The sequence below is a fragment of the Pseudoalteromonas sp. S2721 genome, from assembly GCF_005887425.1.
Classification (GTDB): domain Bacteria; phylum Pseudomonadota; class Gammaproteobacteria; order Enterobacterales; family Alteromonadaceae; genus Pseudoalteromonas; species Pseudoalteromonas simplex.
Genome location: NZ_PNCZ01000014.1, coordinates 228,450 through 248,424 on the forward strand (window position 1 = coordinate 228,450; position 19,975 = coordinate 248,424).

The window sequence follows — 19,975 nt, forward strand, 5'->3', positions numbered from 1 at the left end:
CTAGTGGTTATGCGGATCAAATCCGCCTTTAGCTAGCTGTGATGCAATAAAAAAAGCACCTTGGGTGACAACTTCAAGCCCGGCTTTGATACCTAACACTTCGCGATAATCACCAAAACGTCTGCCAAGGGTTACTTCATGGGCAGCAAAGCCACCATCGTCATCAACGACAAATAACTGCCAGTCACCATCTGCACTCCGTGTTAATGCGTTTTCAGGTACGGCAAGTAACTCTTGGTCTGTTTCAAAATGAAAATACACATCCGCAAACATGCCTGGGTGCAAACTATGCTGGGTGTTTTTTACCTCGAGCCTAACAGTTCGTGAACGTGTTTGTTCATCAATGGTATGTGCTTCTTGAATAACCCTTGCTTGATAGCGATTGCCGTTAACTTCTAACAGCGCCGTAGAGCCATTACTGATAGTACGGTCTTGATTAGCTGAAAGCTGAGCAGCAACCCAAAGCGCAGATTCATCGGCTATTAGCATTAGCTCAATCCCCGAATCTACTCGCTGACCTTGGGCAAAGTTATCGGTTAAAACAGCCCCAGATGTTTGTGCAAACAAGGTGTATTCACCGAGTTTTTCTGGGCTTATGGTGAGTGTTTGTACAATAGCTTGTTTTGATAAACCAAAGGCAACTAATCGGCTATAAGCCACTTCATACTCGGCTTTGGCAGTTAAGATTTGTTTTTCGCTGACTGTGCCTGCGGTCATTTTAGTAACGCGTTGCCACTCGGCTTCTGCTAATCTAAATTCTGTTTGCTGGCTAGCCACTTCGCCACTAAATAAAGTGACTAAAGAGTCTCCTTTATTTACATGCTGCCCTAATAAGGCATGGCGTTTTACAACGATAGAATCAACACGTGGTGACACCACATAACTGGCGTAGCCATTGGCTTTAATTTCGCCCGGTGCATACAAGGTTTGCTTGTGTTTTTTCAGTACAAGGCGCTCAACCTTAATATTAGCGAGTTGCTGTTGCTGCTCAGTTAAAATGACTTCATTAGCATGCTCAGCTTGCTCATTTTCTTGGTGGTTATGCGCTTGTTCTGTCGCATAAATATTTGTCACAGTCATATAGCATACGCACAGCAATGCATAACGCATAAAATTTCTTAAATACATAGAGTGTCTCTTACTTAAAATGGGCTAAGCCCAAAAAATCTAAAAAAGGGTTTTTGATTAAGTAAGAGCTAAAATAGGTGGGCGATGTAGCGGTGCTAAGTCAGCCGATTTGAAGTTGAAATCAAGTGATTCAATTTTAGCGAAATAAACATCAGTAGGTTCAGACAATTGCAGCGAATCAACAAACGCAGGGCTGTGACAAACATGACAATGGCCTTTCTCGGCTGAGTCAGACAACTGTTTGCTAAGCTCGGCATGCTCTGATTGATGTAACTGGTGATCGCCATTGGCTGCGCAATGGGCTTCAAGGTCAATTTCTTCTGATAACAGTACCGAGGTGTGATTAAACGCAGCATTATGATCGGCCACATCAAAGCTATCCAGCAGTGGCTGGAGCAATAATACGCTAATCAAAATAATAAATGCAGCTTTCACATTGAGCCTAAAAATTAGAACTAAAAATTGGTACAACGGCGCTAAATTAACAAATCCACCGGCATTTGAACAGTAAATTATAATCTGTACACGAACAATGCATTACAAACATTTCAATACCACGGCACGCATGGTATAAAAATAAAGCAAATCAATAACTCGGTATTTTTATGGGACACGGACACCACCACCATCATCACGATACAAATAACCAAAGCACCCGCCAACTCATGCTGGCAGTTGCAATCAATGTGTTATTAACTGTCGCTCAGGTGATTGGCGGCCTTGTTTCTGGCAGTTTATCGTTAATTGCTGATGCACTGCATAATTTAAGTGATGCCTCGTCGTTATTCATTGCCCTAATTGCCCGAAAAATTGGTGCCAAACCTGCCAATGATCGTTATCAATACGGTTATAAACGCGCTGAAATTTTAGCAACCTTATTTAATAGTTTAAGTTTAATTGTGATTGGTGGTTACTTAATTGTTGAAGCTATCTCCAACTATTTAAATCCTGAGCCCATTGATGGCTGGATCATCATCTGGGTTGCGGGTTTTGCGCTAGTTGTTGATCTTGTCACCGCTCTTTTAACTTACAAAGCAGGTGCTAAAGACAGCATGAATATTCGTGCTGCGTTTATACATAATGTGTCTGATGCATTAGCTTCAGTGGTGGTGATCATAGCAGGTACCTTAATTATTCTTTATCAATGGTATATTGTTGATTTAATTGCCACTATGCTGATTTCTTTGTATGTCATTTACCATGGTGTTTTGCTGTTAATAGCGAGCAGTAAAATATTGATGCAGGCAGCCCCTGATAATTTTGCTTTAACAGCAGCTATTACTGAGCTCAAAACCCAATTTGCAATTACTGATATTGATTATCTCAAAACGTGGCAAATAGACGATCATCACGTTCATTGCGAGCTAAAGTTTAGTGCCAAGCACAACATCAATAACGATGAAATACGTCACTTTTTGCATGATAACTTTGCAATTGAAAGCTGCACCATTGAACAAGTTTTAGTGTAAATGTTACGCGTTATCATTTACTATTCAGTTTTGTTTTAACAGCAAACTGAAGGAACAAACCTTGTTGAAGTTGTGGTTACGTCGTACGCATTTATTGCTTGCCTTAGTAAGCGGTTTATTTTTGATTTGTTTAAGTTTGACCGGTGCGTTGCTTATTTACGCAAAAGACATTCAATACCTTACTCAAAGCGATAAATGGACTGTAACACCAGCGGCTTCAGCACTTGATTTTGATAGCCTCATAAAACATGTTTCAGCTTCAACTAAACAACCGGTTACCCTGTTAATGCCTGAGCAGCGCAGTGATCTTGCCTGGCAATTACAGTTAGCTAATAACCGCTATGTCAGTGTTAACCCATACAATGGTCAAGTTCTACATGAGTACGATTACTACAGCACGATTTATGGTTTTACCATGGCTTTGCACCGCTGGTTGCTTTATGAAGATGCCGATAAGAACCGCCCGCTAAGAAATTGGGTTTCGGTATGTGCTCTAATACTCATTTTTGAGATTCTGCTCGGTTTTTATATTTGGGTTAAGCCAAAAAATCGTATTAAACGTTTGGCTATTAAGCGTAAAGCAAAATTCAGAGTGTTAATGTATCAGCTACATACCGTTCTGGGTGTGTATTTTTTAATTCCACTCATTTTAATTGCTTACACAGGTATGGCGTTTAACTGGAAGCCACAAACCAAAGCCGTATTAGAATTTGTGATGCAAGGTACAGTTGAAGATAGACCAAAACCACCAGCCGTTATTCCCCCTTTAGATGCTACGCCATTTCAAGTGCAAAAAGCGTTTGATAACGCACAAACTGTATTTCCTGAGGGTAAGTTGTTTAGAATTTATTTACCGAAAAAACCAACTGATAACATAGGTTTTAGAATAGAGAACCCGGGTGAAAGCCATGCTTATAGTTGGGTATGGGCGAACCCATATTCAGCAGATATTGTTGCAAGCTATGATGCCAGCCAAAGCTCATGGACCACGCAAACATGGAACTTTAAATATAAGTTTCATATTGGTGATTTTGCAGGCTCTATCGTGCAATTACTGTGGTTACTATTTGCTTTATCACCGTTGTTTTTCACGATTTCAGGTGTTTACTTTTGGTACAAACGGCATTACAAATAAACAACCATTACTAAACATACCATTCGCCATGAATAATGAGCTCAAAAATGCCTTTAACACCGAAATGATATTGGCTAAAACGAGTTATAAGAAAGCAGATTACACAACCGCTTTTTATCACTTAGAGCGGGCTCATATTCTCGGTCAAAGCTATATTATTCCGAACACTTACTCACATTGGTGGATGTGTAAAATTGGTTTTAAAACCCATAATACCAAGGAAATAATTGGTCAGTTTGTTCGTATGGCTGCTTCAATTGTATTTTCGCGTATTTGGGTACCACTCGGTAACACTGGCAGCACTAATGTTAGCCCTTTCAAACCAATGCCTATACCTGACGACTTAAAACGCTTTTTAAACTAGTGCCAGCTAAAAATACATCGTTCTTCTTGCTAAACCTAATAGCTATTTGCTTAATAACTAATTTAAAAAAGTAGGTACTAAACAACACTGTTAATTATTGCAAACAATTATCATTAGCCTTGCCTTTACACTTCTTTACATTTAGACTGCCGCACAATCACAAAATAAATACCGATTTAACAAGGACAAGCATGTTAAAAACCTCACTTACTCTGGTCGCTCTTGCAATTAGCGGCCAATCATTTGCTGATAATGCCATCAATAAAAAACTTACCGCAGAAGAAATGGAACACGTTGTTGTATCGGGCAGCCGTGTATTTGAAAGCATTGATGAAGTACCCGCTTCTGTCACGATTATTAGCCAAAAGCAAATTGAAGAGCATTTAAAAGTTAATCCAGAACTACAAAGCTTACTTGCGCAAATGGTACCTGGTCTTGCACCTGATACAGGTAGTTCGAGTAATACAGGTCAGAGTTTACGTGGCCGTGCACCACTTGTGATGATTGATGGTGTGCCACAATCTACACCACTCAGAAACGGTTCGTTAGGGGTCAAAACACTCGACCCAAGTGCCATTGCACGTATTGAAGTGATCAAAGGGGCTACCTCTGTTTATGGTAATGGTGCATCGGGCGGCATTATTAACTACATCACAAAGCAGGCTACAAGTGATGGTCAGCCTGAAGGTGAAATTAGCCTATCTTCACGCTTTAGTGCAGTAAAACTAGAAGAAAGCGCTGGTGCCCGTGTCTCCGCGGCAATTAATGGTCGTGCTGATAAAATTAGCTATTTATTCACCGCAAGTTACGAAGAAAATGGTGTTCAACGTGACGCAGAAGGCGATATTCTTGGCTTACAGTATGGTTTATCTGATGCAGTAACCGAAAACTACTTCACCAAACTAGGTTATGATTTTGACGATGAGAAGCAACTGCAATTTAGCTATAACTACTTTAGCTCTCAACAAAAAACCGATTTAGGTGACGTAGTTGGTAACCTAAACGATGGCGAAAAAACCTATGCCATTCATGTACCTAAAGAGCTGCAAAAGAAAGGTAAACCACAAGGCCCAGATGGTAACGAAAACATTACCTTAAAATACACAGACTATGCCCTGTTTACTAATACCCAAATGACGCTCGATCTTTACATGCAAGACATCGAGAACGTGTTTTTCTTTTCTACCAACCTAGCTAACCCAGACGAAGGCTACGAAGGCGGCCAATCAATTATTCGCTCTGAAAAGAAAGGGGCGCGCGCTACCTTTAATACCCTTGTAGATTTTGACAATGTTGAAGCTACCTTCATTTATGGCCTAGATGCACTGAATGATGTGACGTCTCAGCCACTTGTAGATGGCCGTGTTTGGGTACCAGAAATGGATATGGAAAGCCTTGCTGGCTTTTTACAAACAAAATGGGTTATCAATAATGATTTAGTTATTAAAGCGGGTGTGCGCCAAGAGAGCATTGATTTAACCGTTGATGACTATGAAACCTTAAAGCTTTGCCGCTCAGAAACACAGTGCTCAGTGCCGCTTAGTGTAAAGGGTGACACCATAGATTATGATGCAACCACTTATAATGTAGGTGTGAAATACAATTTACTTGAGGCCTTCAGCCCGTTTGCCAATTATTCACAAGGCTCTGATATCTCAGATATTGGCCGCCTATTACGTGCAGCAACGGTAAATGATATTGGCTTAATTCAAACAGAAGCATCAATCATCGATAACTATGAAATTGGTTTTACCTCACAGTTTGATGACTTACGTTTTGAATTTGCAGCCTATCGCAGTACATCAGAATTTGGCACCACGAATAGCTTTAATGAAGTAACTGGTGTGTATGAGCCGGTACGTGCACCGCAAGAGATTTGGGGTTACGAAACATTAGTTGATTATAAAATTAATCCAACTCTAAAACTGGTTGCAACTTACAGCTATGTTGAAGGTAAAAACACCGAAGACGACATTTACTTAGGTTCGCGCCAAATAAGCCCACCAAAAGGCACTGCTAACTTAAACTGGCAGCCTAATGATGAATTATCACTGACGGTGAGTTATTTATATGTGGGTTCACGCAAACGCTTTGAACCAAATACAGACGGCGATTATGTTGGCGACCAAGGGCCAATTAGCAGTTACAACCTGTTCAACCTAAGCGGCCGTTATAACTTTAGCGATAACTGGCAAGCGTTTATGGGTGTAGAAAATCTATTTAACAATGATTACTACCCTGCCCGTGCCCAGTCATACACCTACGGTGGCTATAACATTAAAGGTTTAGGTACCACTGTGACACTTGGTGCAACCTATAGTTTCTAAATTAAACTTTGTTTAGAACAACAAGCCCTTCTTAGTAAGGGCTTTTTTCATTTAAAAATAGAAACGATAAACTGTTCATTTATCAACCATTAACGCAAACTTAAACGAGAATCACAATCAATAGTAAACAACTGATTTACAAAGGAAAAAGTTTGCAATCTTGTTTTTATATACTACAATTACCGCAACTTGGAATTTGAGGACAGCATTATGAAAGGTAACCAAAAAGTCATAGATAGTTTTAACAAACTACTCGCAAACGAATTAGCTGCTATAGATCAATACTTTATTCATTCTCGTATGTATGACGATTGGGGCCTAAATAAGCTGTATGAGCGCCTTAACCACGAAATGGAAGAAGAAAAAGATCACGCTGATTGGTTGATCAAACGTATTCTGTTCTTAGAAGGCGTACCAAACATGACTAAGCGTCGTGACCTATTAATTGGCTCAGACGTAAAGAGCATGATGCAAAATGATTTAACACTTGAACTAGAAGTGGTTGACTGTGTTAAAGAAGCCATTGCTATCTGTGAACAAGAAAAAGACTATCAATCACGCGAAGTCCTTGAAAAGCTATTGTTTGATACAGAAGAAGATCATGTTTACTGGTTAGAACAACAGCTTGGTCTAATCGACAAAATTGGTAGCCAAAACTACCATCAATCTCAAATGGGCGAATAGAGGCTAATTGTATGAAAGGTGATAAAAGCGTCATTGCTGCACTTAATAAAGTATTAGCGAATGAATTAGTAGGTATTAACCAATACTTTTTACACGCTCGTATGTTTAAAGATTTTGGATTTTCAAAACTAGACAAAGCTGATTACAAAGTATCTATTCAAAAAATGAAAAACGCCGACCGTTTAATTGAGCGTATTTTGTTTTTAGAAGGTTTACCAAACTTACAAGATTTAGGCCGCCTACGTATAGGTGAAAACTCTGAAGAAATGATCGAAGCGAATATGAGCTTTGAACTTGATTCATTACCTGATCTGAAAGCGGCAATTAAACTTGCTGAAGAGAAAAAAGATTACATCAGCCGTGAAGCGCTAGATAACATCTTAAATGAGCAAGAAGAACAGATTGATTGGCTTGAAACACAGCAGCAGTTAATCAAAACCGCAGGGCTTGAGAATTACCTGCAATCTCAAATGTAATTTGCTAAAACTTAAAAAAGCAGCCTAGGCTGCTTTTTTTATGGCTGAAATTTGTGATTAATCGTCTTCGCGATCAATGATTGACACTTTATTACTTAAAATCAAAGAATTAGGAATTAAATGCACCGCTCCCTCGCCTTTAATTGTGATATAGCGCAAATTAAGGTCAATCACTGTGCCCTTTGAATTACTCACTTCAATGTAATTACCAAGCTTAATGGGTTTATAAAGCACAATCATGACACCTGCTACTAGGTTTGAAATAGCATCCTTCAACGCAAAACCCAAAGCAAAGCCTGTTAGGCCTAAACCGGCAACTAACGCGGCTACGTCAAAACCCAGTTTCGATAATGCCAGCACAATACCAATGAATAATAAAATAGCGCGCTGCGAGTTAGAAATCAGCCGGAAAGTTTCAAGAGCGGTTGAATCAAAGCGACGTTGAAACTGTTTAATAGCGCGGTCAATAATAAGGCTTGCTATATAAAAAGCAGCAAGCACTAAAAATGCTTGAATAAATTGGCTAGTCATAGAATTATCAGTTAAAAAATAAAGCCATCATAGGCTTAAAATTGTATGAGGCAAACTATTATTGCTTTTCAAACACACAAGACACGTCAGGTTTACTCAGTGTATAAGTGATAATGCCATTATCTTTAAAACGCAAATCTTCAGTTGTTGAACCGTTGTCGTCCTCATTATCACAGCGAAAGTAGCGCTTAGTTCTAACAATGCCATTTACAAAGTATTTTAACTTCGAACTGACAACACAATAGTTAGGAATTTTCTTCACCTGGGTTCCGTTATGTAAGTCACTAAAGTCGATCAATGTTCCTAACCTAAAGCCTTGCGTAGGCTCTTTTATCAATGCAAAGGATGCGTTTTGGCAAACCGCATCGCTATCCTCTTTTACTTTATAATTGCCTTGTTTATCTTTTATCAAAGCCAAAAACTGCGTTTTATTGCTTGGCTTTACATCAAGCAAAGCACTTGCATAAGACGATGTTGAAAACAAAAAAAACACTAAACAAAAGTAATATCTCATTGAAAATCCATAAACTTATAGACACTTAACTAGCATAGCATGCTGATTATGGTTGGTGAATTAATTACCTACTAGTTAATACGACTAAAACATGAAATTAGTTCTGTGATTTAACTTCTCATAGGAAACGAAGCTGTTTATATGCTATAAATTTTAAAGTGACATCTTTGGAGGGAATCTTATGAAATTAATCAAACTAATTACCTTAACGACATTTCTTGCTTTAACAAGCATGCAAAGCCTGGCGAGTGATGGCGAATGGAAATCGATTGCCGAGAAAAAGGTAAGCTACAAAAGCGAAACCGATACTGTTAACCCAATCACTAGCAGTCGTTACAGCCATATTAAAATTAAATGTACTCATGGCACAGTGAATCTTAAGAAAATTAAAGTTATTATGAATACCGGTGAAGAAAAGGTGTTTGATAACCTTGGTGTTTTAACCAAAGGAATGTCATCACGTAGCTTAAGTTTACCTGACAAAAACGACGCCAAACTCGATAAAATCAAACTTGAATATGAATCGGTAGGCAGCACAGCCCTGAGTATGGCAGGTGTAACCGAAAAAGCCGAAGTCGAAATTCTCGCGAAAAAAGCTAAGAAAGATGATTAAAGTTGCGAGTCAATGATCTTTGAGACCATGCACCTTAAGTAGCAGCAGCTTTATACTGCTACTTTTTAAATACAAACGCGCGAAACACGTTTCACGCCTACGAGTGCCCTTGTAGGTCGTCATTTATGGCGACAAAAACCGTAGATATTTTCACGTAGGAACGGCTTCAGCCGTGAACCTTAAACATTCGGTGTTCCCCCCCCTACAAACAAACTTTTTCGATTATTCCTGTCTTATATAATATAGGTTGTGCCCATTGATAATAATCAGAAGTGCCTTCATCCCATGGCCATAAACCTTTTGTTGTTGGCCAAACCATTTGAAGCATCTTAAAATTACTTCCATTATGTAACCATAGGCCATAACCTAAGTATTCATTGTAATGTGAACTGTCTACATCTACGAAAGTAACATCGAAACCTTCAAGAAAATCACTATAAAATTTACCTACTTCAAAAACCTCACCTTTAAGTAACCTATCTTTGTAGTTATTAATCATTGAGTGAGCTAAGGAATTATCTAGGCCTAAGATGATTAAATCTGGTTTCTTCTGTTTTTTATTAATACCAATTGATTAAGTAAATTCAGGCGTACCTTCCCCTTCCATGACTTTCAAAACATGGCATCCAAAGTGTTCAATGTTGTCTAAAGCTGTCTGATCTTGTTCGTTCATGAGAACCTTTAATTTAAGTTATTTTTTACAGTCGAAAATAGACTAGGAAATTTAAACATTATTTGTAAAAAGCAGGCAATTTTTTTGCTCTAAAGTTTTTGGCATAAATCCACCATTTAACTCCTACATCATCAACTAATTGATAAAAGTTAAAACTTGTTTCAAGGTAATTCTCATTTAGGTAGCTTGATACAAGCTCATTTGAGATAACGATTTTAACAGGCCCAACTAAACTAAATGCTAAACTTAATGAATCAACATCAAAAAACTCAACTTCTATTTCCCCGTTGTCTCTAGTACCAATATCTCCATTAAACTTTATTTTTAAGGAACCAGAAGCTTGTTCTGTTGGTACATTAATTTTTTCAACTGTTGCCTGCCCATGCAACCTTGCGAGGTAAGCATTTAATTCATCTAAATCCATTTGTGTATTAACCTTAAAATTTATATCTAACGTGCTAAAGCATAACTTACAAACCTACAAACGCGCGAAACACGTTTCACGCCTACGAGTGCCCATGTAGGTCGTCATTTATGGCGACAAAAACCGTGGAAATTTTCACATAGAATCGGCTTCAGCCGTGAACCTTTAGTGTTCAGCGTAAAAACGCCTCCCAAACGATGCGCTATTTAATAATTTTTGGCAATAAAAAAGGCCATGTTGCGCTTACAACATGGCCTTTTTGCATTGACACAACTTAGAAATCTAAGTTTGATAAAACTTCATCATCAACGTTATTAGACAAGGTCACTTTAAGCTTAGGGGTACGAGCCATTTCACGTTTAATCGCAAAATTAGCTTCTTCGTTACGCGCCCAACTACGACGAGCAATACCGTTGTTTACATCAAATAAGAGCATAGATTTCAAACGACGCTCGGCAGCTTCACTACCATCGAGTAGCATACCAAAACCGCCGTTGATCACTTCGCCCCAGCCAACACCGCCACCGTTGTGGATAGATACCCAAGTAGCACCGCGGAAACCATCACCAATTACATTGTGAATCGCCATATCTGCTGTGAAGCGGCTACCATCATAAATGTTTGATGTTTCACGGAAAGGTGAATCAGTACCACTTACATCATGGTGGTCACGCCCAAGAACAACCGGACCAATTTCGCCACGATTAATGGCATCATTAAACGCTTTAGCGATTTCAGCGCGGCCTTGTGCGTCTGCATAAAGAATACGAGCTTGCGAACCAACTACGAGCTTGTTCTGCTTCGCATCTTTGATCCACGTGATGTTGTCTTGCATTTGCTGTTGGATCTCTTCAGGCGAGTCTGCCATGATTTTATTTAAAACGTCTGCAGCAATCGCATCTGTTTTATCAAGATCTTCAGGTTTACCTGACGTACATACCCAGCGGAATGGGCCAAAACCGTAGTCAAAACACATTGGGCCAAGAATATCTTGTACATATGATGGGTATTTAAAATCAATACCGTTTTCAGCCATTACATCGCCACCAGCGCGTGATGCCTCTAGCAAGAACGCATTACCGTAATCAAAGAAGTAAGTTCCTTTTGCCGTGTGCTTGTTAACAGCATCGGCATGGCGCTTAAGCGTCGCTTGTACTTTTTCTTTAAATACTTCTGGCTCTTCACGAATTAAACGATTTGACTCTTCATAGCTGATATCAACCGGGTAGTAACCGCCTGACCAAGGGTTATGAAGTGAAGTTTGGTCTGAACCTAAGTGAATGAAAATATCTTCTGCTAAGAAGCTTTCCCATACATCAACCACGTTACCGATAAAGGCAATTGAAACCACTTCTTCATTTTGCTGTGCCGTACGTACACGCTCAACAAGCTCTGGCATGTTATCAATTAGCTCATCAACCCAACCTTGTTGATGACGCTTAATAGCCGCCTTAGGGTTAACCTCAGCACATACGGTGATACAGTTAGCAATGTTACCCGCTTTAGGCTGAGCACCACTCATACCGCCTAAACCAGCAGTTAAGAAGATCTTACCTTTTGGTGATTCGCCTTTTTCGAGCACTTTACGGAACGCATTCATTACCGTAATGGTTGTACCGTGAACAATACCTTGTGGGCCAATGTACATAAATGAACCCGCAGTCATTTGACCGTATTGGGTTACACCCAGTGCATTGAATTTTTCCCAGTCATCCGGCTTCGAATAGTTCGGGATCATCATACCGTTCGTTACAACCACGCGCGGTGCTTCAACTGATGATGGAAATAACCCCATAGGGTGACCCGAGTACATGTGTAGCGTTTGGTCTTCTTCCATTTCGCTTAAGTACTTCATAGTTAATAAGTACTGCGCCCAGTTTTGGAATACCGCACCGTTACCACCGTAAGTGATTAGCTCTTCAGGATGCTGTGCTACTGCAGGATCAAGGTTATTGTCGATCATTAACATGATAGCGGCAGCTTGTTCGCATTTAGCCGGGTAATCACTGATTGAGCGCGCTTTAAGCTCATAGTTAGGCTTAAAGCGATACATGTAAATACGGCCAAATTGCTTAAGCTCAGCGGCAAATTCAGCGGCTAATTCGGTGTGCCATTCTTTAGGGAAATAACGCAATGCGTTACGAATCGCTAATTGCTTTTCGTCAGCCGATAAAATGTCTTTACGTTTTGGAGCACGGTTTGCATCACTTGGATACGGTTTTGGCTCTGGTAATACGCTTGGGATACCTTGCTTAATTTGTTCTTGAAAAGTCATTATTTGCTCCCTTAGTTAACTTTAAACGCTTGCGATTTAACAAGTTCTACCATGGCATCAATGTCTGGCTTAAGTAAGCGGTCTTCTTCTAATTTGGCAACTTTGCTGCGAATGAGCGCAAAGTTTTCTTCAATGATGTCTGAACACTTGTTAGGACGTCTAAATTCGATTGCTTGCGCTGCATACATCAGCTCAATAGCAAAGATTTTATCAAGGTTACCTAAAATCTGGTTTAACTTACGACCAGAGATACTACCCATAGATACGTGATCTTCTTGGCCCATTGATGTTGGTACGCTGTCTGCTGATGGTGGGAAACACAATGATTTATTTTCTGTTACCAATGCCGCAGTCACATATTGCGGGATCATCATGCCAGAGTTTAAGCCACCCGATGTCGTTAACAAACGTGGTAAGCCGTGTAAGCCCTCAAGCAGTAAGTAACAACGACGATCAGCAATGTTACCAAGCTCTGCCGCTGCGATTGATGCGTAATCTAATACCATAGCAAGTGGTTGACCGTGGAAACCACCACCCGAAATGGCTTCTTCTTCGCTGATCACAATTGGGTTATCTGTTACAGAGTTCATTTCTGTTTCAGCAAGCTCTTTTAAATGGTAGTACGCGTTACGCGATGCACCATGAACTTGTGGAATACAACGTAATGAGTAAGGGTCTTGAACACGGTCACAATCAGTGTGTGAAGCCATGTTTTCAGAGCCTGCAAAAAAGCTACGCATACGTGCTGCAACTTCAACATTACCTTTAAAAGCACGAATTGCATGTAACTCCTCACGGAACGGTGATTCGCTACCTTGCATACCTTCAATGCTCATAGCACCTGCGATATCTGCAAGGTCTAATAAGTAACGCATTTTAGTAAGCGCAGTAATGGCATGCGATAAAATAAACTGAGTACCGTTAATTAATGCTAGGCCTTCTTTAGCATGTAAATCTAAAGGCGCTAAACCATGCTCTTTTAATACCTCTGCTGCTGGCTTGATTGTGTCGTTTACCCAAAACTCACCTTCACCTAAAAGAGGTAAGAATAAGTGTGATAACGGTGCTAAGTCGCCTGATGCGCCTACTGAGCCTTGCTCTGGAACAACTGGGATAATATCAAGTTCAATAAACTTAAGCATACGCTCAACAACGGTTAAACGAATACCTGAAAAACCTTGGCTTAATGCATGTACTTTGGTGATTAGCATCAGCTTTGAAATAGGTTTAGCGATTGGCTCACCCACACCAACAGCGTGTGTGATCAATAAGTTCTTTTGTAAAAGGTTAGTTTCTTCTGGAGAAATTTGTGTATCACATAATGGGCCAAAGCCCGTATTGATACCATAAATGGCTTTATCTGAGGCAGCCATTTTGTCTACGTTTTGGCGGCTTTTATTAATTTTATCAATTGCTTCTTGGCAAAGCTCTGCCTGTAACGTACCGGCTGCAATAGCATTAACGCTATCTAACGTTAATTGGTCAACACCATACTTAAATGTCATTTATAACTCCTAAAGAACAGGATTAAGTTTTATTTAGGTGGAGTCTAGCTTGCTCTAGTTGTTTTGCAAATGCATAATTATCGTTATTCATTCCAGATTTATCGAACTTAAAGAAGAGCTATGCAAGTTCATGACGTAGACCTGCGCTTATTGCGCGTTTTTGTAGCAATTGTTGAGTGTGGCGGGCTTTCAGCCGCAGAGTCACGTTTGAATATTGGCCGCTCCACCATCAGTGCGCATTTATCAGATTTAGAAGTAAGGCTTGGTATTAAATTATGTAAACGTGGCCGCAGTGGTTTTGAAATTACAGACGCTGGCGCCATCACTTATCAGGCATCGATAGAACTGCTTCAGCAATGCGAAGCCTTTGCTAATACCGTAGCCAGCTCTAAAAACGAGTTATCGGGACGTTTAAGTATTGCCATGATAGATACCATGGTCAGCGACCCGCGTTGTGCCATTCCCCGCGCGATAGCAAGATTAAAAGGCAAAGGTAAAAACATTCAGTTCGATATTAATGTGTGCGAGGCACGAGAGGTAGAAACCGCAGTAGCCAATGGCCGCTCGTTGGTGGGGATTGGTGTTAGCCGCCATCATATTCGCGGACTTAATTACACAGCCCTACATAACGAAACTAACTTTTTGTATTGCGCAGTCGGTCACCCATTATTTGAGTGTGAAGACAAACAAATAGATAAGCTCATTAAAGAAGCCGAAGTCATTACCAGTAACTACATGCGTGATAAAGAAAGCCGAAACGACGGTTTAAACTATCAAAACAGTGCTGTTGCCTATCACGATGAAGGTATTGCACATTTAATTTTATCAGGTGAGTTTATTGGTTATTTACCCGACCACTACGCACAGTTCTGGGTTGATAAAGGTATTTTCAAAGCTATTCAACCGAGTAAATATCACTACGATATTCCTGTGGTATTGATCACCTCAAAAACAAATGCCAGCTCGCCTTTAGCAAATGCCATGATTGACGAAATTAGGCGTTGTTACGCGGTCTAGTGTTTTTGTTTAAAGCTTTTTGCTCATTTATTAGCACGAGGCTAAAGGCGATCATGGCAAGATTTGTGGTCACAGGATTAAACGCTTCGATTAAAAGTGCGGGTTGTAAAACGGCAACAAACAGAGCTAGCCCAACTAAAGCGGCGATATTGAGAATATTGATAAAGATTGAACGATAAAAAATAAAGAACAGCACGGCAAATATAATTTCACCTATGCCAGCTGCTCGGGTGATGAGCGTTGAGATTTCAGCATTGAAGCCAAAACTGGCCGTCATTTTTAATTCAAGAGGAGCAATATGAATTAGTTTTGGCATCAGCCCATGATAAAGCCAACTAAAGCTGATAATAAATCTAGCTATTTGAATCGTTGTTAAATGCTTCATTAGACACGTTTGTTTTGTGTGCTCTGATATTCAGAGCACACAGTAAAGCTTATAAGCTAGTAGGTTTACCGAAACGGTTCTCAGCTTCATCACCTGCTAAAAAGCCATTTTCGATTAACGCCCAAATACCACCAATCAGTGGAACTAAGCCAATCAGCACCCACCAACCTGATTTATTACGGTCGTGCCAGCGTTTAACTTGAACCGCAAGCGAAACCCACATAAGCGGGATATAAAAGATGAGTGTGATTACAGAGATTGCTGTTTCATTACCACCTGTTAATAATGCAACTACGAACATAAAAACAAATGAAGCTACAATAATACCTAAGAAAGAATACCAATAAGTCTTACGAGGAATACGTCCTTTAAAAGAAAATAAGATTTCTTTCATGCTTAAGGTAGTTGTTTCTGTTGACGCTGTAGCAAGGTTTGCTTCTGGTGCTTGATATACGTTTTCTGACACTGTCATTTCCTTTGATATGTGTTAAGCAAACTAATTAAACTTAGCTTGCTGATTTATATTGTTAAATTAGCTGAATATAGCGTGAATAAGATACCACAAAATGATTAAATATAGGTACTAAAAATTTCTGAAAGCTATAGAAAAGTAAGTATTAGCGCATAAAAAAGCACCCTTAGGTGCTTTTAATTAGTTCGGTTGTTGCCAATATTTGGCGTATAAATTTGGATAGGTTTGCTTTAAAAACTTGGCCTTATCTTTAAAGCGTTTACCTTTTGGTTGCTCAAGGCCTGATGGTACAAAGGGTAATTCGTCATCATTACGCTCTTCGTAAAGCATACCGGCAATTAAATCGTACTCATCTAAATACGGGTAAGGCTGCTCGTTTAAATGATAAACAGGCGTACACTCAGCAATTGAGTCTGGGTTTTCAAGCGCTTTCAAAAAAGCCTGTTCACCACGTGAAATAAGCCAACATAAAAACTCAGAAAAACCATAATCGTCGTTACAACCGGCCATTACATAAGCGGCACCAAATAAGTCCCAGGTATAGGCTTTGCGCATACGTAGATTAAACTGCTTATCAAATTCCATCAGCTGCTGGTCAGATAAATCAGTCAGCTTTGCTTTTAATGCGTTACAAACAGACTCAGGCTCGGCAGTTTTATCTTCGGTGGTCACAAGTTGCCAAAATTCACTTTCGCTTAAAACACTCATGATAAAATCTCTTTCACGCGCCCTACTTGACCATCATCAAGTTGAACTTTAATACCATGCGGGTGGTTTGGTGATTTAGTTAATATACGTGACACCAAACCTTGAGTTAACTGACCTGTTCGTTGATCTTGTTTTAAAACAATGTTGACTTCGCAGCCAATTGAAATTTGTGAACGCGTAGGCACTGCCATTGCTATATCTCTTTCAATAATTTTTGCCGATTATAGCCATTTGCAGCTGGCTTACCAAATTAAACCTGTTTGATTGGGCTGTTTTTAAGCAGCGCCTTTGGCAATACCTCAATCAAACGTTCAGTGATGGCTTCAGCTTTACCTTTTATTTGAAAGTCATAACCTTGGCCGTTGCCATCTAATATGACGGCTAAATAGTTATCAGCAACTTTCAATTGAGAAATACGACTTAATTCAAGTATCTCTTCTTTTTCGCATTGGTAGTACACCTGCTTAACCGTTAGGCTTGTGTCTGTTGCAGTGATTGTATTACTAAGCGCTGCTTTGGCTACGAATTTTTCTGTTGAGTAATAAGCCTGCACCACACATGCAATTGCCAAGGTAAAGCAGGTATAAGGTGAAATAGGTAATGAATCAGATTGCAAGCCGTACACGCCTACACCACTAAACAACACAGCAAGAGCTCGATTGAATCTAACCATCTGTTTAGGGGTTAAATTTAAGTACATTATTATTCCTTTAAAAACGCAATTGCTTTTGCATTGATAGCTAAATCTATTGCACTCAATTCTTTGATAATTAGACTGCTAATTAACTGGGTTTGCTCAGCAGTTATCGGCAGCTCTTTACAATAACAACTGACTTTTAGTGATTGCGGTAGCTTTTTTAGATCAGCAGTATGCGTTAACCATGAAAATTCGTGTACGTGCTCTTTTGCTAGTTCGCACGCTTGCGTTAAAGCAACTCGAATAACCTTATCTAGACGCTTTTCTGTTTTAGTCATGTTCTGCTTGTTGTTTTTTAAATTCTTCGTAACTGTCTTGCTGGCGTTTAACACACTCATGGTATTCTTTATCTGCCAAATAATTGCATTCACTTAAACGTGCTGATTGAATTTCATGATAACGGGCATCAGAGCTACACGCTGATAAAACCACAGCAAGCGTTGCAATCACGGCTAATTTTAAAGCGTTATAAAACATTAAATTTCCTTCATGTAGTTATACATTGGTGCTGCAATTTCCTGTATATTGCGTGGGTTTAAATATTACAACCAAAGGGTTCTATATGATGTTGTCGCAGTTACAACAGCTGTTTCAGCGTATCGATAAAAGTAAAATTTTTCAATCATTTGTTATTGCTGTCATTGTTATTTCAGCACTAACTGTGGGGGCACACACCTATTCGTTACATCCAACAGTTGAGCTTGCCTTACATTGGATGGACTTAGGTATCACGGTATTCTTTTTAGTTGAACTGGTGATCCGCTTTATCGCAAGCCGAGGCTTTAAAGACTTTTTCAGCAAAGGTTGGAACATTTTCGATTTTATAATCGTGGTGGGTAGCCTTTACCCTGCAGCAGGCTCAACAATTTTTATCGCTCGATTACTGCGTATTTTCCGCGTATTGCGACTTGTATCTATGATCCCAGAGCTTAGACTGCTGGTTAACTCGCTTCTAAAAGCTATTCCGCAAATGGGCTATATCGCCCTGCTTATGTTCGTGATCTTCTATATATATGCCGCCATGGGTAGCATGCTGTTTGATGACATCAACCCAGTACTGTGGGGCGATGTGTCTATTTCGATGCTCACCCTATTCAGGATTGCCACGTTTGAGGATTGGACCGATGTTATGTATGAAACGATGGCTGTGTATGAGCTCAGCTGGATTTTTTATCTAACCTTCATCTTTTTAACAGCCTTTGTATTTTTAAACATGATGGTTGGTGCGATTTTAGAAGTTATGTCTGAAGAGCATCGTAACGCCCGTGAAGAGCAAACATCTGATGCCGACATGCCCGCAACCAAAGGGCAAATAGCTCAGCTGCAAGCTGAAATGGCTGAACTAAAACAACTACTGAAAGAAAAGCAGTAAGGTTTTTAAATAATTGTTTTTAGCTATTAGGCGCTAGACCTTAGCGCCTTTTTTTACCCTCTTTTTCTACCTTCCATGGTGGGTCTAAGCGGTTTTCTCCGGCCCAATATAATTTGATTTTATTCCCTGATGGGTCTTTTAGAATTGCTTCCGTCCATAAATAACGCTGTGCAGTAGGCGGCTGTTCAAAGCGAATGCCTTTTTCAACAAGGCTTGCATAGAGCTCATCGAGCTGCTCATGTTCAAAATAAATTACCGCACTATTATTATAATTACCGGTTTCTAATGACAGCGAAAATGTGGCATCACCATCAGGGCATTGAAAGCGTGCGTAATGCGGAGTATCTACTATCTGAATCATTCCCAATGTTAAGTAAAAAGACACCGCTTCATTCATATCCTTTACAGGTAACGTCACCTGATTGAGATTCATTTACTACTCCTATGTAATGTTTTATTCGCTGCTTCAGCATATCGTGTTCATTAAATTAAGCAAAAGATAAGTGACGACAGTAAAGTTAGTAAGAGTTTGTAGGAGGCGTTTCAACGCCGAACATCTAAATTCACGGCTGAAGCCGTTCCTACGAGATTCATCGTAGGCGTGAAACTTGTTTCGCGCGTTTGTAAGTCGTGCTTTAGCGCGTAATTAGAAAAATGTTTAAAGTTTTGTCGCTATAAATTTCGACTTTCACGGCTGAAGCCGTTCCTACACGAGCTCCATGTGCAATATTGGAAATGGCTTGCCCATATCATCTAAGGGCGAGCGTGAGGCAATTTTAAAGCCCCTATGTTGATAAAATCCAACCGCAAGTGGGTTTTGCTCATTAACATCCACTTTGTTGGCAGCTAATTGCTCAACTGCATAGTTGAGTAGTGCTTTACCTATGCCCTTACCTCTTGCGGCATCTAAAATGAACAACATTTCTATTTTGCATTCATGTACGCCTATAAAGCCTAAAATTGCCTGATGCTCATCCTTAATGCACTTTAAAGTCACATTCGGAAACGCTTGCTCGATAATAATTGGCTTAAAAAAAGCGATGTCGTCTTCTGTTATAAAATCATGGGTTGCTCGAACTGAGTTTTCCCATACAGCAAGTAGCTCTGGGTAATCTTCAGCGTTCACACTATCTATTTTCATTATTTGCCATTTTATAGGAGTTTTGTGCCTTGTGTTCTCTAATCAAATAACAAAATGATTCGTTA

The 19,975-nt window shown here is 39.7% G+C and carries 26 protein-coding genes; 9 read left to right on the plus strand and 17 right to left on the minus strand.

Features of this window, described 5'->3' with window-relative positions:
• Entirely contained in the window at nt 1–1,128 is a 1,128-nt protein-coding gene (locus CWC02_RS07620; protein WP_138617426.1) for an efflux RND transporter periplasmic adaptor subunit, read from the minus strand.
• 57 nt (nt 1,129–1,185) lie between these two features.
• Nucleotides 1,186–1,563, minus strand: a complete 378-nt coding sequence (locus CWC02_RS07625; RefSeq protein ID WP_054552100.1) for a hypothetical protein — start codon at nt 1,561–1,563, stop codon at nt 1,186–1,188.
• Nucleotides 1,564–1,733: 170 nt separating this feature from the next.
• Here CWC02_RS07625 and CWC02_RS07630 point away from each other — a divergent pair, with 170 nt between their 5' ends.
• The 6 genes from CWC02_RS07630 to bfr (CWC02_RS07655) all read left to right on the plus strand — a co-directional run bounded on the left by CWC02_RS07630 (nt 1,734) and on the right by bfr (CWC02_RS07655) (nt 7,583).
• A complete protein-coding gene (locus CWC02_RS07630; protein ID WP_138617428.1) occupies nt 1,734–2,597 on the plus strand; it encodes a cation diffusion facilitator family transporter in 864 nt (287 codons plus the stop codon).
• A 64-nt stretch (nt 2,598–2,661) separates the two neighbouring features.
• A complete protein-coding gene (locus CWC02_RS07635; protein WP_054552233.1) occupies nt 2,662–3,732 on the plus strand; it encodes a PepSY-associated TM helix domain-containing protein in 1,071 nt (356 codons plus the stop codon).
• 28 nt (nt 3,733–3,760) lie between these two features.
• On the plus strand, nt 3,761–4,096 hold the full coding sequence (locus CWC02_RS07640) for a DUF3703 domain-containing protein (RefSeq protein WP_138617430.1): 336 nt from the start codon (nt 3,761–3,763) through the stop codon (nt 4,094–4,096).
• A gap of 191 nt (nt 4,097–4,287) precedes the next feature.
• The gene (locus CWC02_RS07645) at nt 4,288–6,423 is read left to right on the plus strand and encodes a TonB-dependent receptor (protein ID WP_138617432.1); all 2,136 of its coding nucleotides are present in this window, start codon (nt 4,288–4,290) and stop codon (nt 6,421–6,423) included.
• 210 nt (nt 6,424–6,633) lie between these two features.
• Nucleotides 6,634–7,107, plus strand: a complete 474-nt coding sequence (bfr, locus tag CWC02_RS07650; RefSeq protein ID WP_054552096.1) for a bacterioferritin — start codon at nt 6,634–6,636, stop codon at nt 7,105–7,107.
• Nucleotides 7,108–7,118: 11 nt separating this feature from the next.
• On the plus strand, nt 7,119–7,583 hold the full coding sequence (gene bfr, locus CWC02_RS07655) for a bacterioferritin (RefSeq protein ID WP_054552095.1): 465 nt from the start codon (nt 7,119–7,121) through the stop codon (nt 7,581–7,583).
• Nucleotides 7,584–7,640: 57 nt separating this feature from the next.
• Here bfr (CWC02_RS07655) and CWC02_RS07660 read toward each other — a convergent pair whose 3' ends face one another.
• Both CWC02_RS07660 and CWC02_RS07665 read right to left on the minus strand, forming a co-directional pair.
• Complete coding sequence (locus CWC02_RS07660; RefSeq protein ID WP_054552094.1) at nt 7,641–8,114, minus strand: mechanosensitive ion channel family protein; 474 nt, start codon at nt 8,112–8,114, stop codon at nt 7,641–7,643.
• Between the two features lie 58 nt (nt 8,115–8,172).
• Nucleotides 8,173–8,628 (minus strand): hypothetical protein, encoded by a 456-nt coding sequence (locus CWC02_RS07665; protein ID WP_138617434.1) that lies wholly within the window; start codon nt 8,626–8,628, stop codon nt 8,173–8,175.
• Nucleotides 8,629–8,809: 181 nt separating this feature from the next.
• Between CWC02_RS07665 and CWC02_RS07670 the strand changes: the two genes are divergently transcribed.
• Entirely contained in the window at nt 8,810–9,241 is a 432-nt protein-coding gene (locus CWC02_RS07670) for a DUF2541 family protein (protein WP_138617436.1), read from the plus strand.
• Between the two features lie 202 nt (nt 9,242–9,443).
• Here CWC02_RS07670 and CWC02_RS07675 read toward each other — a convergent pair whose 3' ends face one another.
• The 4 genes from CWC02_RS07675 to hutH form a co-directional block, all read right to left on the minus strand.
• Entirely contained in the window at nt 9,444–9,812 is a 369-nt protein-coding gene (locus CWC02_RS07675) for a DUF4262 domain-containing protein (RefSeq protein ID WP_138617438.1), read from the minus strand.
• A gap of 160 nt (nt 9,813–9,972) precedes the next feature.
• Nucleotides 9,973–10,338, minus strand: a complete 366-nt coding sequence (locus CWC02_RS07680; protein ID WP_138617440.1) for a hypothetical protein — start codon at nt 10,336–10,338, stop codon at nt 9,973–9,975.
• Nucleotides 10,339–10,612: 274 nt separating this feature from the next.
• Nucleotides 10,613–12,613: a urocanate hydratase gene (gene hutU, locus CWC02_RS07685; protein WP_138617442.1), complete on the minus strand. Its 2,001-nt coding sequence runs from the start codon at nt 12,611–12,613 to the stop codon at nt 10,613–10,615.
• Between the two features lie 11 nt (nt 12,614–12,624).
• Nucleotides 12,625–14,118, minus strand: coding sequence for a histidine ammonia-lyase (hutH, locus tag CWC02_RS07690; protein ID WP_138599965.1), 1,494 nt, complete (start codon nt 14,116–14,118; stop codon nt 12,625–12,627).
• A 120-nt stretch (nt 14,119–14,238) separates the two neighbouring features.
• Between hutH and CWC02_RS07695 the strand changes: the two genes are divergently transcribed.
• A complete protein-coding gene (locus CWC02_RS07695; protein WP_138617444.1) occupies nt 14,239–15,135 on the plus strand; it encodes a LysR family transcriptional regulator in 897 nt (298 codons plus the stop codon).
• Here the strand turns inward: CWC02_RS07695 and CWC02_RS07700 are convergent.
• The 7 genes from CWC02_RS07700 to CWC02_RS07730 all read right to left on the minus strand — a co-directional run bounded on the left by CWC02_RS07700 (nt 15,113) and on the right by CWC02_RS07730 (nt 17,874).
• The gene (locus CWC02_RS07700) at nt 15,113–15,520 is read right to left on the minus strand and encodes a DoxX-like family protein (protein WP_138617446.1); all 408 of its coding nucleotides are present in this window, start codon (nt 15,518–15,520) and stop codon (nt 15,113–15,115) included. The two genes, CWC02_RS07695 and CWC02_RS07700, sit on opposite strands and share 23 nt — an antisense overlap.
• Nucleotides 15,521–15,569: 49 nt before the next feature.
• A complete protein-coding gene (locus CWC02_RS07705) occupies nt 15,570–15,986 on the minus strand; it encodes a DUF805 domain-containing protein (protein WP_138599969.1) in 417 nt (138 codons plus the stop codon).
• 186 nt (nt 15,987–16,172) lie between these two features.
• Complete coding sequence (locus CWC02_RS07710) at nt 16,173–16,700, minus strand: DUF4240 domain-containing protein (RefSeq protein WP_138617448.1); 528 nt, start codon at nt 16,698–16,700, stop codon at nt 16,173–16,175.
• A complete protein-coding gene (locus tag CWC02_RS07715; RefSeq protein WP_138617450.1) occupies nt 16,697–16,891 on the minus strand; it encodes a YwbE family protein in 195 nt (64 codons plus the stop codon). Before CWC02_RS07715 ends, CWC02_RS07710 begins: the two co-directional genes overlap by 4 nt.
• Nucleotides 16,892–16,950: 59 nt before the next feature.
• The gene (locus CWC02_RS07720; RefSeq protein ID WP_138617452.1) at nt 16,951–17,400 is read right to left on the minus strand and encodes a hypothetical protein; all 450 of its coding nucleotides are present in this window, start codon (nt 17,398–17,400) and stop codon (nt 16,951–16,953) included.
• A 2-nt stretch (nt 17,401–17,402) separates the two neighbouring features.
• Nucleotides 17,403–17,675, minus strand: a complete 273-nt coding sequence (locus CWC02_RS07725) for a hypothetical protein (protein ID WP_138617454.1) — start codon at nt 17,673–17,675, stop codon at nt 17,403–17,405.
• Nucleotides 17,668–17,874 (minus strand): hypothetical protein, encoded by a 207-nt coding sequence (locus CWC02_RS07730; protein WP_138617456.1) that lies wholly within the window; start codon nt 17,872–17,874, stop codon nt 17,668–17,670. The genes CWC02_RS07725 and CWC02_RS07730 overlap by 8 nt, the downstream gene beginning before the upstream one ends.
• An 88-nt stretch (nt 17,875–17,962) precedes the next feature.
• Here CWC02_RS07730 and CWC02_RS07735 point away from each other — a divergent pair, with 88 nt between their 5' ends.
• On the plus strand, nt 17,963–18,769 hold the full coding sequence (locus tag CWC02_RS07735; protein ID WP_171043826.1) for an ion transporter: 807 nt from the start codon (nt 17,963–17,965) through the stop codon (nt 18,767–18,769).
• A 40-nt stretch (nt 18,770–18,809) separates the two neighbouring features.
• Here the strand turns inward: CWC02_RS07735 and CWC02_RS07740 are convergent, their stop codons facing one another.
• Together CWC02_RS07740 and CWC02_RS07745 are read right to left on the minus strand one after the other, a co-directional pair.
• On the minus strand, nt 18,810–19,202 hold the full coding sequence (locus tag CWC02_RS07740) for a VOC family protein (RefSeq protein WP_138617461.1): 393 nt from the start codon (nt 19,200–19,202) through the stop codon (nt 18,810–18,812).
• Between the two features lie 273 nt (nt 19,203–19,475).
• Nucleotides 19,476–19,910, minus strand: a complete 435-nt coding sequence (locus tag CWC02_RS07745; protein WP_054552080.1) for a GNAT family N-acetyltransferase — start codon at nt 19,908–19,910, stop codon at nt 19,476–19,478.
• Between the last annotated feature and the right edge of the window lie 65 nt (nt 19,911–19,975).